Here is an 18610-nt window from a genome sequence, read left to right as displayed (position 1 = left end):
AGGTAAAGTGAACCCGTTATAGTCCATGAAATGAGCTCTAATCCCCCCTTATCTAAAAAGGAGGAACTATTATTATGGGATATGATTGTAGTAAGCGGTGTACTTTTGAATTTGATCGAACCATTGTAAATCATAAAAACTATAAAATTTCAAATGCAAATACATAAAGCAACACAAAATAGCCCCTTCTCACCAGCAGCGGCTATTTTATATGAAAATACTTCATTAGTTTATATATCCTAAAACACTTACAATCTTACTCGCTTTTAAATTATGAATATGATAATAAATTTCTAAACCTTTTCGCTCAGCTCGTAACACTTTACCCTTCATTTTTGATAAATGTTGTGAAACTGTCGATTGTGGAATATTCAGTAATTCTGTTAATTGTGTTACATTACACGTTTTTCTCGTACTTAATTCATTTACAATTTGTAAGCGGATTGGATGCGCCATAATTTTCAAAATATCTACATCTTCTTCTGAAACTAAACTTTTTCTCAATTCACTTGTATATGTTGTCATAGGACATTCCCCTTTTATATGAACTCCTTTTATTTTGATCTATTTCCAAAATATTTAAAACTCCGATGTAAAACCTTTATATAAAAATAAAGGAATTTTAAATTTTTAAAAACAGAACGAAATACAATTCACTTTATTTATTCTTACATTACATATAAATAATAAAATATTAATATGTGCTCTATGTGAAGTTAGCCTAAATTTATAATGAAGATTTTTCAAATCATTCACATGTAGCTACCGATTTTTCTGCTTTGTGTTTCCCTTCTATCTTTGTTGTTTTCTTTCCTTGAGCTTTTCATTGTTTTCTCTAGGTGCAGGAGTGTTGGTCATATAAAGATCGATACTACTAAGTCGTTTACTACGAGGAGAATATTTCCTTCCTTTCTATTTTCTTGTACAACTTAATCCTGTAATCGTTTTTTTGTTGTTCTTTGGTTAATAGATGAACGCTCACACGAGATGAGACTTTATTGATTATCAAAGTTGATCCACATCAGGATCTAACAAATGAGTCCAAGTAATTAATGCTGTCAACATAACAAAAAGAGTCCTGATTGATACGGACTCTTTTTGGAGTTTTTAAAAAAGTAAACTTTTAAACACATAATTACATTTCTATTATTTATTTCACCACTTGAACAGATGCTGGTTTCCACCCCTGATTCTCTACCCAATCAATATCAACCTTATATTTTTTATTACTTTGCTTATCTCGTACATTACCGTAGGCTTTATTATCACCATTATTCCCAATAAAATCGAAAATCAATTGGCTCTCTGGAACATCAACAGCATAAGAAATTGCTTGTTTCATCTCACTCCAATCTACTGTTCCTTCTTTAAATTTCATTTCAGGTTTTGCTCCTTGCACTGTACCAATTGGCTTCCAAGAAGGATTAGTTTGAGAACCCTTTTCTTGAGATGCCGTTTTTTCTCCCTCTTTATTTTCATTTTCGTTCATTTTTACCGATTTTTCTGCTTTTTGTTTCTCTTCTAACAGTGCTGCTTCTTTCTCCTCACGTTTCTTCTCTTCTAACAGTACTGCTTCTTTCTCCTCACGTTCCTTCTCTTCTAACTGCGCTGCTTCTTTCTCCTCACGTTCCTTCTCTTCTAACTGCACTGCTTCTTTCTCTTTACGTTTCTTCTCTTCTAACTGCGCTGCTTCTTTCTCTTTACGTTTCTTCTCTTCTATCTTTGTTGCTTTCTTTTCTTGAGCAATTGCTTTCTTTGATGTATCAGAAGGGGCAAACAACTGGTATGTCACTATACCAACTGTCACTAATACCAAAGTAAATGCAATATTAAAAACCACCTTTTTACGACGATTTTGTTGTTTTTCTTGAAACCTGCTTACTTGTCCCATTTTTTAAACCCCCGAGTTTATTTTCTCTTCTAATCTTTATGCATTATTCTTATAATTCTTAATATTTTTATTAAACGATGGAAATAAATCACAATTCCCATACAAGATTTCATATCATAATAAAATTTGTGTTGTTTCAAGCATCTGACATATGTTATTCAAAAATATTTTAATACATTAAAAATTGATAAACTCCTGTTCGTAAGAAACCTTCAATTTTATTCAAAGATGATTCCAATTACGTCCACATTAGATCTCCTGTAGAAATCTTTTTAACAATTAAGCCCCTTCTTCCCTTATTTATAATTTTTAAATTAAACTGCCCTCTATGGTACAATAAAGATGTGTTGTTTTCTACTGGGGTATGTCGTAAAATCAGAAGGGATTTTATCTCTTTTACCTTTTTTTCAGAGTAACTTTCACCACTAGGAAACTCTATTATTCCTAATGTAATCTTTAATTCGCTTTCATCAAAAGTCCAATCCTTATTAAGTTCCCTTATCTTTTGTATAAAGCTTCTTTTGGTTTTTCCTATATAGATTAATGTTTCATTTTTAGCATATACTCTAGAGATTGCAAATATTCCCTTCTTAAAAGCTTCTTCTCTACTATAAAAATCATTTAAACTATACAATCCATACCATTTAATATGTACTTTTTCTATTAATCTCACCTCATTTTTAGATAATATTATAATTTCTGAATGTTCAAATTATTATGGGTACATAGCCTTGATTACTTGAATTATAAATAGTGCTTTTCAATAATACATTTTATTATTACTAATTTCAATAATGAATATGTATATCTCATCATGAATTTCCTATCATTTGTTTCGTCAAGTAAGGCTCATAATTCTCTTCGATAATTTTATCGTTCTGTGGTGGGAGAATCCTTGTACAGGGGAAATGGCGCGTCAGCCGGATGAATTGATTTTTCGTTTTCTAAATACCTTTTCTTAAAATGATATGCGGTGTTTTCACCTAGGACGTCATTTGCATAGAATAGCGTACTTTTTTGGGGAAATTCGAAAATAACACCTTCACAGGGGTCGGACACTTGTCGATAAGCGACACGCCCCCTCTTTGATACATTTTATTTGCTAAATTGATAAGCATTTCAAATGCCATCCCATGGTTTCCTAGTCCCATTGCTATTCCTCTCTTCCTACTTGTAAATTTCTACTTCAATAAAATATGCAATATTTCATATTTTATTATTATAATATTAATTTATTATTTATCACTTTCGATCCTATCATTGGAATTCATTAATAAACTAACATTTGTAATTTAATTCCTGATGTTTAATTCTGTTATAACACGTTAATTTTGTATATTTAAATAATCACAATGGAATTTCTTGTTCTATACATCTATACTTGTTTTGTATATTATATAGCAGAAGAGTAAGGTAAGAGTTACTCTTTGCCATTTTAGGAAAGGGCCTGTTGGAGACAACAGGTCCTTTCTTCGTAAAAGGATTATTTTGTTAAAAAATTTATTTCAATTTATAATCGCTATCTTTTTCTTTAATTTTCCAGTAAAATCAAATGTAAATATTTTAATTACATAGGAGAAAGCAATGAAACATAACATTAATCTGTGGTCCTTTATTTTTTCTTTTATTTGCATTGGTCTATTCCTCTTATATCTTGAAATTGGTTCGATAGCCTCATCTGAAACGAAATTGTTTATTATGAATTCGCTACCTATCCATCCTTTATTTTTTTTACTAGTTTTAACAATAGGAACTTTTTTTGCTGGTATGATGGGATTTTCTAAAATAGATAATTGGGTTGCTATGCTTAGAAGCATAGCGACAGTTCTACTAACACTTTTATTATCAGTGTTTTTAACACTAACTTTGATCATTGGCTATGCATTGAGTTAAACGTCATTCCTTGTGAATAAAACTAAATATTCCGTCAACAATATATATGACATTAGATTTTCTCCTTGTTCCCCCTTGGAGAACCGAGCAGTTAGCTTTTGCTTGATACTTACTAGTTCGTTTAACAAATTCTATATTTTTAGCTAATTGCTCTAAAGCATCAGGTAACATATATCGTTGTAACTCTTAGGAATACAATGGCAGCTCATCATGAATTGAAAAGCACATTATAAAAACATCCTTTCTTTTGATTCTAAAGAAAGGTTAACGCTTTTTCCATTTTTAAAACAGGTTTTTTCGAAGGTTTTAATTTAATCCTAATTATATTTTTTATAAATTCTAAAAGTGTATTCCCTATTTTTGGTATGATAGACAGGAACTATTTTTTAGAACAGGAGACAATAAATGAAAAAAATCAAATTAGGATTATTAGTTATATTTCTATTTATATTTATGTACATGTCTTTAGTAGGAGATGAGAATAAGGGTTCTTTAACTCCTAATCTGATTTCAAAAATAAAATATTTAGAAACTGATTCTGTTACTGGAGGTACATTTAGAGATTATGGCCAAGAAGCAAAATCAGTGTTTGAAAAACTAAGTAGTCAGAAAGATGTTGTAACAAAAAAAGATTTTTGAAGAAGAAAGTTTTTGAGGAATCTTCTCAACGTAATATTGACTTTGTATTAGATGATGGTAAAAAAATCAAATTCAAAGTATTATTTTTTAGTGTGAAACCATACTTTGATGAAGCGTATGTTCAACGTATAGGAGATGATTCCATTTACCACTTAAATAAAGAAGATACAACAGATATAGCAACTCAATTTGCAAATCGTTAATACATTTCTTAAAATTTTATGTTTTATATCTATTAATTATAAAAAAAGAACATCCCCAAACGAATTTTTTTGTTTTGTTAGCTTGATGGGCATGTGGCACTATCTCTATTAATAAATATTACTAACCATATACCTAGATTAATATCTATCATATTTTTTATAAACAGGATTAATTAGATTTAAAAAAAGATTTCTTTTTCTTTACTCGTAATAAGTCACCTGTCCATCCTTTGACTCGCATATACAAATACATACCCCCTGTTGTGAAAATGATAAATAGGAGAGCGATTAAATAGCTATATTTCCATTCTAGTTCAGGCATATATTTAAAATTCATCCCCCACAATGCTCCTAAGGCCGTCAAAGGCGTACTTACAGCAGTTAATACAGTAAGAGCTTTCATAATTTCATTCCCACGATGAGAAGAAACAACTTCTTGTAAATGAATCATCGTGTCTAATTCTTCTTGGTACTCTTTAACGAGTTGTAATCCACGCTCTAATTTTACGTGTGTTTGTTTATAACAAAGGGTGTTTGTTAGGTTTTCTAGCCAAGCTTCCTCCAAGCCTTGTAACACTTCTTGTATTAACCGAAACACATGTGTGTTCATAAATAATTCATGACGAATATGATAAATTCTTTCTAAAACTGCTATGTTATTATGATGATAAAAATCCCATAATACATTTCTGAAATTATTTTCAAAATAGTCAACCTTTCGTAAATAGTGAGATATAAACATTGATAAGATGGCACATAATCCTTCAGCGGAACTATTACATTTTTTTATACCCATAGGGAAATTATGTATTAATTTTTGGAAATCCTCTTCCTCTTTTTCCTGGACCGTTATCAGTATTCCATGAGCTACAAAATAATGAAGAAATTTTTGAATTTTGGCGTCCTTTTTATCTTGATCATATAAAAACGAACCATATACACAAGTTTGACTTGGTGATAACGTATAAACATATAATCCATTTTCACAAGGAGAACTTATTTTTTTTACAAATTGAGAGAAATAAGATGTTACATCACGAGGGATTATAGAAGAAAGTTTTTCAAGTTCACTAGTTTTCACATGATACCAATCCCATTTCGGCATTTTTATACATTCCACATTATTCTTCCTTTCTGAATAGTTTTATGTTTCATCGAATAATATCCGTAACACGAAATTTATATGTAGGTATTCATGTCTTGGAGGAAAAGTTTTTAGATCCTCTACATTACAAACTAAATGGCATAGGAGGTCTTCTTCTGTTACAAGAAAGACCCCCTATATATTAGTTATTTGGATTCTAAATTTTAAACATTTCCTCTATACAAGCACTTTTTATCTTTTCTTATTTATATGTGGCAAAGAAGCCACATAATTTGGCACGTCTATTTAACGAACTCCATTTTGGTCGTTATTATAATTTAGATTCATATGCAGATTGATTAGTGATGTCTTCAAATACTTGACTTCCAATAATAAAGTATCCATGAAGTGCAGCCTCTTTTGAAGCGTCTACCATACGGAAAGAAGAAATTTCACTTTGCATTTTTTCAATTCGTTTTTTGTGGATGTCTACTATTCCTCCTGTCCAAATAATAGTGTCATACTGGTCTAACTTAAATTGTTCTTGTAATACACGCATAACGTCTTGGAAGTGTGTATCCAACTCTTTTTGAATCAAAGTATTAACCTGACTTGTCTGATGATTTTCTTCTCGACCTCCATATCCTTTTTCTAATATTTTTGGCATGTCGTTAATATGCAAGTCATCACTTTCCCCTGCATGATTCTGCAGGATATTCTTAATATTTTTCAAAGGCTTGCTACATCCTAGTTCCGTCTCATAATGATTTAAAATGACATTCTGTTTCATATCTGTCATTTCTAATGTACGAAATCCACCATCAATAATTAAGATACGATCTTGTTCCTGAATGATTCCCTCTTTTAAGAAATAGGCATGTAAAGCGACCGGTTGCTGAAGAATCAAAGCATTTTCCACCGTGATATTAATAAATTTCCCATCGATTTGCACGGAAGTTTCTTTTTTTAATACATTTTGTAATTGCTCATGCTGACTACCAAAATAAGTAACGGGAAGCCCGGTCACAACTAAAGGTAACACGACATTTTCTTTATAATCCTTTGCAATGCAACCAAATATTTGTTGTTTAAACTGTTCGCTTTCATAATAATTTTCTATTTCTTCTTCAAATGGAGGAAGAAATGAAGCGTCAGATTGATGTGCTTCATTTCCCATGTAGTATGCAAAGTCTAAGTCTATAAAACTTACCTTTGTTAAATCTTCACTTTCAGCATGATTAGGTACAGGGGCTAGTGTGGAAGCTTCACTCTTAATCGTCACCTCAGAATCTACATCCTGTCGATATGCCCGCTTAGTAAAACCAATTCCTACATCAATTGCATACAGAGATTTCATACTTTTTCCTCACTTTCTCTTTTTAGAATTAAATCTAAGCACTCTCTTCTTTCCCTTCTTTCATATATTTCTTTTCATTTTTCGTTTTTTCTCCGTCTATGTCCTTACTATTTTGATTTATTTCGTTATCCTTTTCATCTTTTTTCTTTTTGTTATTTTCGTTTTCTGTTAAATCTTTAATAGTAGAAATGACAACCGGTGTGGCTGTAAGCAGTTGTGGTAATGTTTGTTTTGCAACATTAGCTGCAGTTACAGAGAATTGTTTACTTGTCTCAGTTACCTTCTCTAATGTTTCCTTTATGTTTCCTTCTTGTAGTTTGTCTTTTACGCTTTTTCCTTTTGTTTGTATAGCTTTCCGATTTTCTTTTTTTAACAGGGAGACCATGACTCCGGTCGTAATCCCAATCAAAGCATATTTAAATATTGTATGTTTCATTTTTCTCACCCTTCTCTACTTTTATTTTCTTCCATGCTACAACCTAAAATAATTAACTTATCTATTTATCAGATGTTGCAATCTATTAGAGAGAATGATAGTTTTGCGGCTGCCTATCACTCGCCGTTGGTGTTTCAGCTGTTATTAGAAGTAAAATTCTCCCTTGATCTAATTTTTCTTCATATAAATTAGCTTCCTCCTTCGACAACCCCATTTCCTCCATTTGATTTCGGAGTTCGTCCCCTTTTTTGGAGAAAAAGTTGATAATACGTGTACCCAATCCTTGTTCTTTTACTCCAATCGTATTTGTGTTTGTATCATCCGCAATCTTTTTTGTTAGATGTGTTTCATGTGTTAAAACGTAAATGTCATCTTGGCGAATCCCTTGCAATTCTAGCTCTTTTACTTTCATAACTACTTCCTGTTCATTTTCATATTCATGAACCACCGGTTTTCTTTCATTCTTATGCATTGTATTTTTCCTCCTTTAGATTTTTTATTTTCTTATTTAGTTGTTATGTAATATGTAATACACCTATTTTAAAGATGTTAAACCTAAATTTTCAAAAAAATTCACACAATAGGTTATTAATGTTTTTGAATATCAGAGAGATGTCACAAGAACTTTGCTTTGATAACAGAGTTACAAATAACGCTTTGTTTGGAAGACAAGTCCATTATTTTATAGAAATTTTCTATTAAAAAAAGTTACAAAAGGAGTACAAGATATTTTTTTTCGTTAATTAAATCAAAGGAAAATAAAAAAACACTCTTTTTAAAAGAGTGCTAAAAAACATATAACCTAATAATGTTTCTAGTTTGATTACAGAAAGAAAGTCTTTATTAAAACATATAGTTGCTAATTTAATTGCGATCTTCCTTGCACCCAAGCAGCAATATCATTTATAACATACTCAGGAATATTAGCAGGACTATAATATTCATCCGGTTTACTTATTTCTCCATCCCCTTCTGTAAAGAAATGATTTAACTTTGGATATAGTCGATAATCTACGTTATCTCGTTCTTTTAATTGTTCTTTCCAAAGAGGAATTTCAATTTTTGATTGAACTTGATAGTCTCTTTCTCCTTGAATAATAAGAAGCGGTGTCTTTTGTTCTTTTGACATTTCTGCCGCTTTAATTTTCCGTATAGAATCCCAAAATACTGCTGATCCTAAGTAAAAATCTTTTGGGGGATTCTGACCAGAGAAATTGGGATCATTTAATAATTCAAATTGCGATTTGTAGAATTTATATTGCTCCTGGTTCATTGCTCCAATAGAAAAAAGATACTCAAATTGATCTAAAACAACGTCTTGAATCGTACGAGCTGGCCCACCCATTACAATTGCCCCAGCAATATTTTGATTTTGGTCTTTTTCAATCATTTTCGGAAGCATCATTCCACCTTGACTATGACCAAGAATATATATTTGATTCTTATTTATTAGAGGCTCATTTTTAAGAAATTGAGTTACAAGAAGAGCATCATCTGTTGTCTCTTTATCAACTGTATAGAAGGGACTGAATTGTGTTTTCAACCCATGTTCATAAGTTCTTTTATTATAGCGAAGGACAGCAATTCCCTTCGATGCAAGACCTTCAGCTAAATCGCGAAATGGTTTTAAAGCAAACGCTGTTTCATCCTGATCAGTTGCTCCTGATCCTTGAACAAGAATAACCGCTGGAAAAGGCCCATTTCCTTTTGGAATCGACAATGTTCCTGGTAATGGAAATGCACCACTTCCAACTACTACTTCTTTATCAATAAATGACTCAGGCTTACTATATGATGGACGCTCTGCAACAGGACTAAACGACATGCTGAGTTGAAAATCGTCTATTTTTCCAGATGGATCTAGTTTAATTAGTAAAGGTACAGTCATTTTTTCAAAAACTAATTGAATCTCCACATTTGTATGAACAGGATTTGTCTCTTTTTGTGTAACCTCTCCAATTTCTATAAAAGAACCTGCTTGTAATTGCACTGGGAGTCCCTCCCAATAGCTCTTCAGCCATTCTTCGGATATTATTTTCTGTAATGACCTTGAGGTTAAATCAAATGCAGATTTATAATTTTCACTATTCATATGGCGAATAAATGAAAGAGTAGTAGATATAATAGGATTTTCATCATTACTATTGTCTACTTTTTTTATAGTTGTGTTTGCTTCCTTTAAATTCGAAATAAATTGGTAGTTAAACGGATAGTTATATGTATCAGGATATAAGCTTGTTTTCAATACTTCCGTATTCCGTCCCTTATACAAATTTGAAGAACTCGTAAAATTTTCAGGTGAAATTACTTCCTCCGCATATGAGACTGAGGGAATTGCTATTGTAAAAATTGCACTGACAAGTAATAACTTATTACTTATTCTTCTTTTCTTACCCATAATTATTGATTCTCCTTTCAAAATTAAAAATTTCTAATACAATATGCCAACTATAAGGAAAATAAAAATTATTAAAGAGATTAATAATCTATTTTACGATTCCCCCTAACTAGTTAAAAATCTATCATTAACAAACTTCAATAAAAAACGCCTTCCCCCTCTTTTTTTATTGTTGGATTTTCCAATGACCTAGAAGCACAGCACGAAATTACATGTAACCGACCCATGAGATTCTCTGTTTCAAAAGAAAAAAGCACCCCACTAGATGCTTTCTTTAATTGTTCTCACTATCATTTATTTAGATAATTCTCTTATTACTGTAAGATACATTTATTCTAAATACTAAAACTCACTTATTTCTTGATAGGTTCTTAAGAAATATCAAAAAATAAAGAAAACAAGTTATTTGGTTATTCATTCCGTAAGCTTAATGCTCAAGTTAGTTTTTTTCACACGGTGAAACTTTATTAAGAAAACTTTAAGAAATTTCCCTCTATATTTATAAGAATTTTTTTCTATACTGAATCCTGTAAATGAACAAGAGGAGAAATGACCATGAAGAAATTTGTAATTTGCATATTAGGAATAGGCCTTCCTATATACTTACTACCTTTCATATTACGCGGGGATTTAGACAGATTTAATCCGATTGCTGAAGAAAAAAATGTATACGCCGTTGCGAATGGGTATGGCATTCCAGATTATCATTATAAAGGCCGAGCTATGTACTCACTAAAGGGTGTTGATGAATTAAGCAATGAAAAAGAATATAAAGTTGGAACGAACACGCCTAATGTTTTTATAAGAAAAACTTACTTAAAAATTCATGTGAAAGGAAAATATGTGTATTCTTACGATATTATTTCTAAAGAGGATATTCCGGAGAAAATAAGGGGACAATTGGAGATAGCAAATAAATAAAAGAGCCAATTCATACGATTTGGCTCTTTATTCTCTCTCCCATCTACCGTTAGGAAAATTCTTTCGGTAGATTTATTAAATTCGTTATCATTGTTTCAATAACCACTCTTCCATTACTTTCACTGTTTCATCTTGTTGTGCTTTTGCCGTAATTAAACTCGCATTATCACCTTTTTGCTCACCATACATGCCAAAATGAGCATGATTTCCCCCTTTTATCATGTGCATAGTTGTATTCTTTGACATGAACTTTTTATTGTTCTCTATTTTTTCTACAGTTGCTAACGCATCTACTTCCCCATAAATTGATAACATCGGGATCGATTTCGTAGAGAAGTCATCTGCAGGATACGAACCTAAGAAAATGATCCCGTCTATCTTGTCTTCATGTTGGAAGGCATACTTAGAAATCATAGCTCCCCCCATTGAATGCCCCGCAACATACCACTTCTGAACTTCAGGATACTGTTCCATTACACTGTCTACTGCATTGATTCCAAATATCGCTAAATTTAATGGCAACTTAGGCATCACTACAAAATGTCCATCTTTTGCAAGAGCTTCTCCTAAGTAACTATATGCCTCAGCTTCTACTTTAGCTCCTTGATAAAAAATAACCCCTATTTTACCATCTTTCTCTCCAAAAACTATATTCTCTTCATCTTTTTTATCCTCTACTAACGATAAAGCCTCTTTCGTCGGTTTATAAGTAAACTGAGACCAAACAAAAAAACTAATACTTCCTATAAGTAAAATACCTAGTAAAGAGTACAGCGTAATTTTTATCCATTTCTTCACAAAGATGACCTCCCTAAGATGTATATATTCTATATTTTAGATTTTCATTAGTAAACATAAAAACTCGAGCATTTTTATTATGCTCAAGTTTTCATTTACTTCTTTAATTTATACTATAAATGGTCCAAGATAAATATGTAGCAAATGTGGCCCATAAAAAATATGGAATTAGCAACCATGTCGATACTTTAGATAATTTGGAAGAAACCACTATGAGAAGTAACGTAGTAATAGCGACTAGTAAACAATCTACTGTTGCTAAAAATAAATTTTTTTGACTGAATTGAAAGTAGCTGAACGCTTGATTGCACATGTAATTTAAAAGGAATACAAACCAAAATGTTTTTGGCTTACATCCATATTTGTTGTAAATAATTGCAACTGATAATGCAATAAGTCCATATAATACAGCCCATATCATTCCGATTGTCATACCGGGAGGTGTCCAAGACGGCTTTTCTAACGCATCATACCAAGTACGATCAATAGGGAATAAAACACTAGAAACATAAAACAAACCATATGTTAGTAAAAATACTATAATACTAGATTTTTTCATAAACATTCTCCTTTTTACTAGAAGATTATAGAAACTTTATATGATTAGTATGTCCTTGTAATGGATAAAATTCTAATATTAAAATTCTAAATTCATATTGTTTAACCTATTTCATACAAATTCTTTCATACTTTTATATGCAAAAAGGGCTCTCTCTCGTGCTGCCTTATGATCAACAATCGGATAAGGATATGTATTCCCAAGTTTTATATTGGATTTTTGTAAAATATGCTCAGGTGCTTCCCAAGGTTTATGTATATATTTGTTTGGGATATCTCTTAATTCTGGTACCCATCTTCTTATATACTCTCCATTTTTATCAAACTTTTCTCCTTGTGTGATGGGATTAAAAATACGAAAGTACGGTGATGCATCTGCCCCACTTCCAGCAACCCATTGCCACCCCATTGTATTATTTGCAATATCAGCATCTAGTAGTGTATCCATAAACCATTTTGCTCCTTCCTGCCACGGAATTAACAAATGCTTTACAAGAAAAGAGGCTACAGCCATTCTTGCTCGATTATGCATAAAACCTGTTTGCCATAGTTCCCGCATTCCTGCATCAATAAACGGATAACCAGTTTCACCCTTCTGCCATACTGTTAATAACTCCTCTTCATTATTCCACGGAAAATGTTCAAAGCTCTTATTAAGAGGTTTATATACTGTAAATGGGTAATGATATAGCAAATAATAAGAAAATTCTCGCCAAATTAATTGACGTATAAAGCTATTCACTTGTTTTTCAAAAAGACTACATTGTCTTTCGGTACTTTTATTTATTAAGTAATGATACATCCATCTCACTGATATTTGGCCAAATGAAAGATAAGGTGCCAACATCGAATGAGCATTTTCATTTGGAAAGTCTCTTCCTTCACTATAAGAGGCTAATTTGCTAGAGAAAAATTTCTTACATGCTTTGTATGCCCCTTCTTCTGTAGGCTCCCATATTGATTCAATATGAGATGTCCACCGTATAGTCGGCAGCAAATGTAATTCTGAAACAGATAAGCTTGCTGGTAAAGAGTTTCCTCCCTTTATACGCTGCACTTTACTAATAGGCTTAGGTATTTCCTGCTTTTGAAATGCATTGTAAAAAGGCGTAAATACCTTATATTCAGTGTTATCTTTCTTTTTAATAATCCACGGTTCTAATAATAAATGCGAATTAAATTCCTTACAGACAATACCTTTGCCTTCTAATACTATTTTCATTTTTTGATTAGATTGTAATCTGTCTGGATCATAACAAACATTCCAATATACAGCCGTTATACCTAACTGTTCTATGAGAGAAAGTATTTCTTCCAGTGTATTTCCTTTGCGAATTATTAAAGTAGATCCCAATGCCTCAAGTTGCTTTTGGACATCTATTATAGCATGATGTAACCACCACTTTGATGCACTTCCTATTGAAAAAGTTCCATCTTGTACATATACCGGAAGAACCTCACCAGACTGAACAGCCTCAAATAAAGCTGGGTTATCATATAAACGAAAATCTTTTTGAAACATAACAATAATTTTACCTTGCATAGCTATCCCTTCTAATTCTTAAAACATATTAAATTTTATTATATAACAGTAATTTATACATAAGAATTTATTTGTCTTTAATAGATTAATTAACTTTTTCAACTATTTTATTAGTAGGAATTTTAACAACCGTTTCTTTTTCACCTGTTCTATCAATCATGAAACCATGAACTTTAATATCAGAAGGTACTAACGGATGATGACGAATCATATCTATACTCTTCTCAATATTTTCACTAACATTTTCTTGTCCACTTAGCCATGCATTCAGGCTACCACTTGAAAATTCAGGCATGCAATTTTTAAAGAGATAGTCTATTTCTCTGTTATTTTTTATGGAATCACGTTGAATTTGTAGATTAACTATATCAGTTTCTTTATCCTCTATTCCGACAACAATAATTTCTTCAACTTTTTCTTCATAAATAGCAATAATAACAGATCTCATTATATCTCCATAAGGATGTACAATTACAGAATCATAGCTGTGTATAGTCAACACGTTTTCTTGTTGAATGTTAGTTACTTGTTGGATAATCGGCTCTATTCCGTGTTCAATGTCTGTTAATAATAATACTTTTTTATTCTTTGAATTCATATGGAGCACTCCTTCTTCATTATTGTATTTATGAAACTTTTAAACTAGTAACGATAGTTGATTATTCATTACATGATTGTTACCAGTTTTTCCATTGTCCTTCTGGATCAATACTTGCAAGTCTGACCCATCCATTTTGAACTTTTTCTCGAAATGTGAAATCATTATTTAGCAAACGTTCTATATATTCAATAGGCGCTTGAATTACAATTAGTAAACGAAGTGGTGAATGATACGTCTCACTATCTGACTGCATAACGGATTGCCAAGGTAAGCCTGGCAACAAGTCACTTGCATTTCCTTGCATAACACCGAGACCTGCCGTTACGGTTTGGGTTGTTTTGTTTCCACTACCATAATAATGAGGAGCTACAGTTGAAGCGTAATATTGTAAATTTATCCACTGAGCTACTGTTCCTGGCCCTGCAATGATGCTAGCTAATATATCTCCACTTCCATCCTGTTTCCAATCATAATTATGAAGGAAAGCCCTTCCTTCTAAGTCACAATCCTGAGTTAATTCTCGTTTTCCGATAATAAAAGATGCATTACGGGCTAATCCCCATTCCGGACGTATTTCACTCCAATCTTCTGCAAATCGATGTGCCTCTTTACTCGGATTTTTTATTTTCGTTTTAAAATTAGGTAATTGTGTTAAACGCTCTCTATTTGCATGTTGGCTCACATTTGGCATAACCGACTCAATACTATCAAATGCTTCTTGCGCAGTTTCCGAAAGTTCTGGGACGTAAATCCATTCCAATTCATCCACTGTTGTTTTATGTTCAGCTGCTGCAAAAATGGTGTCCTCCGGAATTTTAATGCCTTCAGCAGACAAAGCCTCTCTGACTTCTGGAAGATTACATAAAGTAGCAAAAACTCTTGCATTGAATCCCCCTGCTGCTCCGCCACAAGCACCACACTCAAGCGCTGCAGCATAAGGGTTGTTCGTACTTTGACTACTATGTCCGCACATTACAACTAGAGGCGCGAATTTTTCTGTTAATCCCACCATTTTTAAAGCTTGACGCACATAGTTCACTTTTTCTTCTTTCGTAAAACCGATAGGCATCTCACATTTTGTTTCATGAACATGATTAAGTGAGAATGTCGTATCAGGTTTTCGCAACATTGTTTTGCGAAGGTTACGAATGAAACTACCTACTCTTCTTGGCACAAAACTTCTTGTCATCATTTGTAGACCAAGTAAAGGGCCACTTATCTCAGGTAGTAACATACTTGTAAGTACATTTTGTTTCATCATTTTAAACGTATAACTTACTGAGCTGTCTATCTTCTTACGTTGTTGATAAGATTTATATTCATTTTCATCCGTGAGCTCTTTTATTTGATGTTTCGGTTTTAATATAACTGGCAAAGAAGGATGACTGTCATTACTACCTAGTTCACTAGTCGCAAGTGGTAACCCAAAGAAACCAGCTATTCCAACCGTTTCGAACGGACCTAATTTTTCTAGGTGGCGACGAAACGGTTCTGAACGTACATCAATACAAAATGCTAATTGAGCTAATACACGTTTTTTATCATTAGTTGCACGTTGCTTAGAAACAATCTTTTCCCTTAATTGCTCTGCATGCGTCTGTTCCCAAGCTTCTAGCCAAAGTTTCCTGCGAATATTTTCATCAAAACGATATGCAAATGCTAATAATTCGCTTTGTTCAGCTGCAGACATTTGTGACCATTCCAGGGTTGAAATATTCCCCCAATAGATCCAAGAAGCTATAAGTGGGACAATCGCAACTTTCTTCTCAGCCTTTTGATTTTTTGTAGGTAAATAAGGTTTGACAATGGCCAGCTCCATAGAAATTCGAACTGCTAAATATTCAATCATAAGTTCCTGTTCCTGAATTGATTGTTGGGAACGCCATAGTATCATTCCTGCCCACCCAGGCAAAGCAAGCAAGTGCCCTTCAAGGTAAGCTTGCTTGTTAGATTCAGAAATTCCTAATTCAGATAAAGCTCTTGTTAAAGCTACCTCGGCATCCTCTGGCCAATCTTTTAAAATGCTACGCTCATTTTTACTGAGTGCTGGATCAAATTTAATAAGGTGATGCCATGCACGATACAAACCTTTCTCTCGATTTGGCATCGTCCAACTTGATCCGGAGTCATCCAAATATAATTTACACCATTTAATGATATGATAATTAAGAATATCAGATAGGTTTTCACCCTTTTGATTCTCTATAAGTGAACTTACAGGTTGCATAGGAGAGTCTTTCATACTTCCTGTATTTATATAACTCATTTCTTCTGCCAGTTTATTTAATTGTGGCGATGATAATAGGCTAGAAGGTAATTTCTCTAATTTTAAAGTTGCTTGGCAAAACTGCTCCGCTTTCTTTCGCGGGATATGAAAAGATTGTGAATCAAGCCAATGAGACAAGCCACTTTGTAAAAATGATTCCTTAATCTCCCCTTTCGCCTTTGCCGAATGAATCATAGTAGCACTAGGATATATATCCACATTACGAATTTCTTTTAACCAATCTGCAACTTGTTCAAATGATTGTTTTTCAAGTCCCATCCAAGGGTGATGAGCTGCAAATGTAGCGATCGGCCAAAGTGGTGCAATCACTCGGCTAGCAGATTCAACTAAATCATTTATATTCTTTTCTTGTACTTCAATGTTTGTATCTTTCTTTTTTAAAGTTTCTTTCGTTACGATTGACGGTATGCTCATCACTGATTACCTCCCTTTGATACATAATGTTTAAGATAGCTCGGATGACTTTCTACTGACTTTTGTCTCGCCTCCCCTACTCGAACGAACCAAAGATACATTACAGCAAATATAGTAGAGGATTGATTACGAGTAACGAGAGTACTAATAGCACTACCAAATAATAAGAGACATATAACAAAAATAACGGCTGAAACTGAAGGTTGAACATTTTTATAAATGTCAGTATGCAACCATTTATAAAGAGAATTATGAACGGTAAAGTAAATGAGAGAAAATCCAACTAAAATAAATACGCCAACAATTCGTCCCATTCTCCCCTCTCCAAAAACAACAAGTTGTTTCCATGTGAAGTATAATGACCACCCTAAGATGAACGCACTAACTAATTGATACCCTTCTCCAGAAGTCGTAAACCAAAATGCAATCGCTATAAATAATCCGAAAACACGTCCGACCATAATCCATAAATTAGATATCTTTTCATTAGACTGCTTCACTACCCCAAAACATTGTACGGAAGAACCAGCTTGTAAAAACAGTGTCGCTTTAAACAAACCATGTAAAATTAAATGAATAACAGCCGCTAAATAGGCTCCTAATGCGCATTGAATAAGCATAAACCCCATTTGTGCAATAGTTGACCCCACTAGCTGACGTTTATAATCAACCTGAACTAGGCTAATTCCTGTTCCAATTAAGACAGAAATACTAGAGAAAATTAGTAAAATGATTTGTGCCATATCATCATGAAAAAGAGGTGAAAATCTAGTTAACATGATACCGCCAGCATTTACTAACCCCGCATGCATAACAGCAGAAACAGGCGTTGGAGCAACAGCTGACTCAATTAACCACCTTTGAAAAGGCCATTGTGCTGCTGGAATCATCACAGCTAATATAATCAATAAGTTAATTCCTGTTTTCTCCAATGTTCCAAATTGAGCTACATTTTCATTCGTTAAAACTGATGTTAACTGCCACTGTCCAGTGACTTGAAAAAGCCAAATGATAGCTGCTAGCAAAGCAATCCAGCTTATTGTAAATAAATAACTAGAAATTTTTGTTGCTTCGCTAACTACTTTCCACCCTTTATTTAGACCTATGAGTAAAACCAATCCTATAAGAGTTGCCCCCCAACAAATAATCATGAAACGAAGATCATCACTTAACCATGCAACCGAAGATATACCTGTAGTAAATGTAAAAAGTGCAAAGTATTTTCGATATGAGCGATCTCCCAGTAAGTAACGTACAGAAAAACGCTGAATGATTAAACCAATTGTAAGAACAAAGAAAGCCATGAACCAAGCTAAAGTATCTAAATGCCAAGGCCCCACAACTCTATCTCCATTGTGATTAACAAGTGCGAGTAAAGAAACCAATGAAGGCAAAGCAGCGATACCAATATGGATATGAACAAAACGTAAAGGCATCCTTGCATGTAAAAATAATAATCCACTTAGCCAAGAAGCGCTAAGCGCCATAAAAAATAATGTTAACAGTGTTGATGAACTCAGCGAAATTAACATGTACAATACTCCCTTCCAAACGAAAATAACCTATAAAAATTCCTTTTAAGTAAGA

Annotated in this window: 18 protein-coding genes and 3 pseudogenes; 6 read left to right on the top strand and 15 right to left on the bottom strand. The window is 32.8% G+C overall.

Going from position 1 to position 18610, the window contains the following annotated elements; genetic code table 11:
• Window positions 1-101: 101 nt before the first annotated feature.
• A pseudogene (locus DN389_RS12945) lies at window positions 102-167 on the top strand (DUF2187 family protein); the annotation flags it as partial.
• A 58-nt stretch (window positions 168-225) separates the two neighbouring features.
• Here the strand turns inward: DN389_RS12945 and DN389_RS12940 are convergent.
• From DN389_RS12940 to DN389_RS12920, 4 genes and pseudogenes are all read right to left on the bottom strand, one after another.
• Window positions 226-525 carry an ArsR/SmtB family transcription factor gene (locus DN389_RS12940; RefSeq protein WP_060487300.1) on the bottom strand — a complete coding sequence of 100 codons (300 nt, stop codon included), beginning with the start codon at window positions 523-525 and terminating at the stop codon, window positions 226-228.
• A 625-nt stretch (window positions 526-1150) separates the two neighbouring features.
• Window positions 1151-1891 carry a YrrS family protein gene (locus tag DN389_RS12935; RefSeq protein ID WP_098190773.1) on the bottom strand — a complete coding sequence of 247 codons (741 nt, stop codon included), beginning with the start codon at window positions 1889-1891 and terminating at the stop codon, window positions 1151-1153.
• A gap of 238 nt (window positions 1892-2129) precedes the next feature.
• Window positions 2130-2564: a hypothetical protein gene (locus DN389_RS12930; protein ID WP_002004029.1), complete on the bottom strand. Its 435-nt coding sequence runs from the start codon at window positions 2562-2564 to the stop codon at window positions 2130-2132.
• Between the two features lie 355 nt (window positions 2565-2919).
• Window positions 2920-3042 (bottom strand): annotated as a pseudogene (locus tag DN389_RS12920) (Holliday junction resolvase RecU); the annotation flags it as partial.
• A 433-nt stretch (window positions 3043-3475) separates the two neighbouring features.
• Here DN389_RS12920 and DN389_RS28780 point away from each other — a divergent pair.
• The 3 genes from DN389_RS28780 to DN389_RS12905 all read left to right on the top strand — a co-directional run bounded on the left by DN389_RS28780 (window position 3476) and on the right by DN389_RS12905 (window position 4626).
• Window positions 3476-3784: a hypothetical protein gene (locus DN389_RS28780; protein WP_149237211.1), complete on the top strand. Its 309-nt coding sequence runs from the start codon at window positions 3476-3478 to the stop codon at window positions 3782-3784.
• A 459-nt stretch (window positions 3785-4243) separates the two neighbouring features.
• The gene (locus DN389_RS12910) at window positions 4244-4423 is read left to right on the top strand and encodes a hypothetical protein (protein ID WP_097891741.1); all 180 of its coding nucleotides are present in this window, start codon (window positions 4244-4246) and stop codon (window positions 4421-4423) included.
• The gene (locus DN389_RS12905; RefSeq protein WP_060487304.1) at window positions 4420-4626 is read left to right on the top strand and encodes a hypothetical protein; all 207 of its coding nucleotides are present in this window, start codon (window positions 4420-4422) and stop codon (window positions 4624-4626) included. The genes DN389_RS12910 and DN389_RS12905 overlap by 4 nt, the downstream gene beginning before the upstream one ends.
• Window positions 4627-4795: 169 nt before the next feature.
• On the opposite strand, the gene DN389_RS12900 is transcribed toward DN389_RS12905, so the two are convergent.
• The 4 genes from DN389_RS12900 to DN389_RS12885 form a co-directional block, all read right to left on the bottom strand.
• Window positions 4796-5746 (bottom strand): magnesium transporter CorA family protein, encoded by a 951-nt coding sequence (locus DN389_RS12900; protein WP_097891702.1) that lies wholly within the window; start codon window positions 5744-5746, stop codon window positions 4796-4798.
• 295 nt (window positions 5747-6041) lie between these two features.
• On the bottom strand, window positions 6042-7067 hold the full coding sequence (locus DN389_RS12895; protein WP_097891705.1) for a ParM/StbA family protein: 1026 nt from the start codon (window positions 7065-7067) through the stop codon (window positions 6042-6044).
• Window positions 7068-7101: 34 nt separating this feature from the next.
• Window positions 7102-7503 carry a peptidase U61 gene (locus DN389_RS12890; RefSeq protein WP_097891708.1) on the bottom strand — a complete coding sequence of 134 codons (402 nt, stop codon included), beginning with the start codon at window positions 7501-7503 and terminating at the stop codon, window positions 7102-7104.
• Window positions 7504-7588: 85 nt separating this feature from the next.
• Window positions 7589-7975: a YflT domain-containing protein gene (locus tag DN389_RS12885; RefSeq protein ID WP_088122536.1), complete on the bottom strand. Its 387-nt coding sequence runs from the start codon at window positions 7973-7975 to the stop codon at window positions 7589-7591.
• 119 nt (window positions 7976-8094) lie between these two features.
• Between DN389_RS12885 and DN389_RS29170 the strand changes: the two are divergent.
• A pseudogene (locus DN389_RS29170) lies at window positions 8095-8246 on the top strand (acyl dehydratase).
• 116 nt (window positions 8247-8362) lie between these two features.
• On the opposite strand, the gene DN389_RS12875 reads toward DN389_RS29170, so the two are convergent.
• Entirely contained in the window at window positions 8363-9901 is a 1539-nt protein-coding gene (locus DN389_RS12875; RefSeq protein ID WP_097891717.1) for an alpha/beta hydrolase, read from the bottom strand.
• 555 nt (window positions 9902-10456) lie between these two features.
• Between DN389_RS12875 and DN389_RS12870 the strand changes: the two genes are divergently transcribed.
• A complete protein-coding gene (locus tag DN389_RS12870) occupies window positions 10457-10822 on the top strand; it encodes a YxeA family protein (protein ID WP_088122538.1) in 366 nt (121 codons plus the stop codon).
• 87 nt (window positions 10823-10909) lie between these two features.
• On the opposite strand, the gene DN389_RS12865 is transcribed toward DN389_RS12870, so the two are convergent.
• The 6 genes from DN389_RS12865 to DN389_RS12840 all read right to left on the bottom strand — a co-directional run bounded on the left by DN389_RS12865 (window position 10910) and on the right by DN389_RS12840 (window position 18555).
• Complete coding sequence (locus tag DN389_RS12865; protein ID WP_097891720.1) at window positions 10910-11620, bottom strand: alpha/beta hydrolase; 711 nt, start codon at window positions 11618-11620, stop codon at window positions 10910-10912.
• Between the two features lie 103 nt (window positions 11621-11723).
• Window positions 11724-12179, bottom strand: coding sequence for a TspO/MBR family protein (locus tag DN389_RS12860; protein WP_141542865.1), 456 nt, complete (start codon window positions 12177-12179; stop codon window positions 11724-11726).
• A 111-nt stretch (window positions 12180-12290) separates the two neighbouring features.
• Window positions 12291-13721: a cryptochrome/photolyase family protein gene (locus DN389_RS12855; RefSeq protein ID WP_098190771.1), complete on the bottom strand. Its 1431-nt coding sequence runs from the start codon at window positions 13719-13721 to the stop codon at window positions 12291-12293.
• An 85-nt stretch (window positions 13722-13806) separates the two neighbouring features.
• The gene (locus DN389_RS12850) at window positions 13807-14319 is read right to left on the bottom strand and encodes a carbonic anhydrase (protein ID WP_097891723.1); all 513 of its coding nucleotides are present in this window, start codon (window positions 14317-14319) and stop codon (window positions 13807-13809) included.
• 79 nt (window positions 14320-14398) lie between these two features.
• Window positions 14399-17023, bottom strand: coding sequence for a DUF2309 domain-containing protein (locus DN389_RS12845; RefSeq protein ID WP_149237209.1), 2625 nt, complete (start codon window positions 17021-17023; stop codon window positions 14399-14401).
• The gene (locus DN389_RS12840) at window positions 17023-18555 is read right to left on the bottom strand and encodes an NADH dehydrogenase subunit 5 (protein ID WP_149237208.1); all 1533 of its coding nucleotides are present in this window, start codon (window positions 18553-18555) and stop codon (window positions 17023-17025) included. Before DN389_RS12840 ends, DN389_RS12845 begins: the two co-directional genes overlap by 1 nt.
• Between the last annotated feature and the right edge of the window lie 55 nt (window positions 18556-18610).

Source organism: Bacillus sp. AY3-1, assembly GCF_008368785.1.
Lineage (GTDB): Bacteria > Bacillota > Bacilli > Bacillales > Bacillaceae_G > Bacillus_A > Bacillus_A wiedmannii.
The sequence above is the reverse complement of the archived record's forward strand: the minus strand, read 5'-3'. Positions and strand labels throughout refer to the sequence as shown.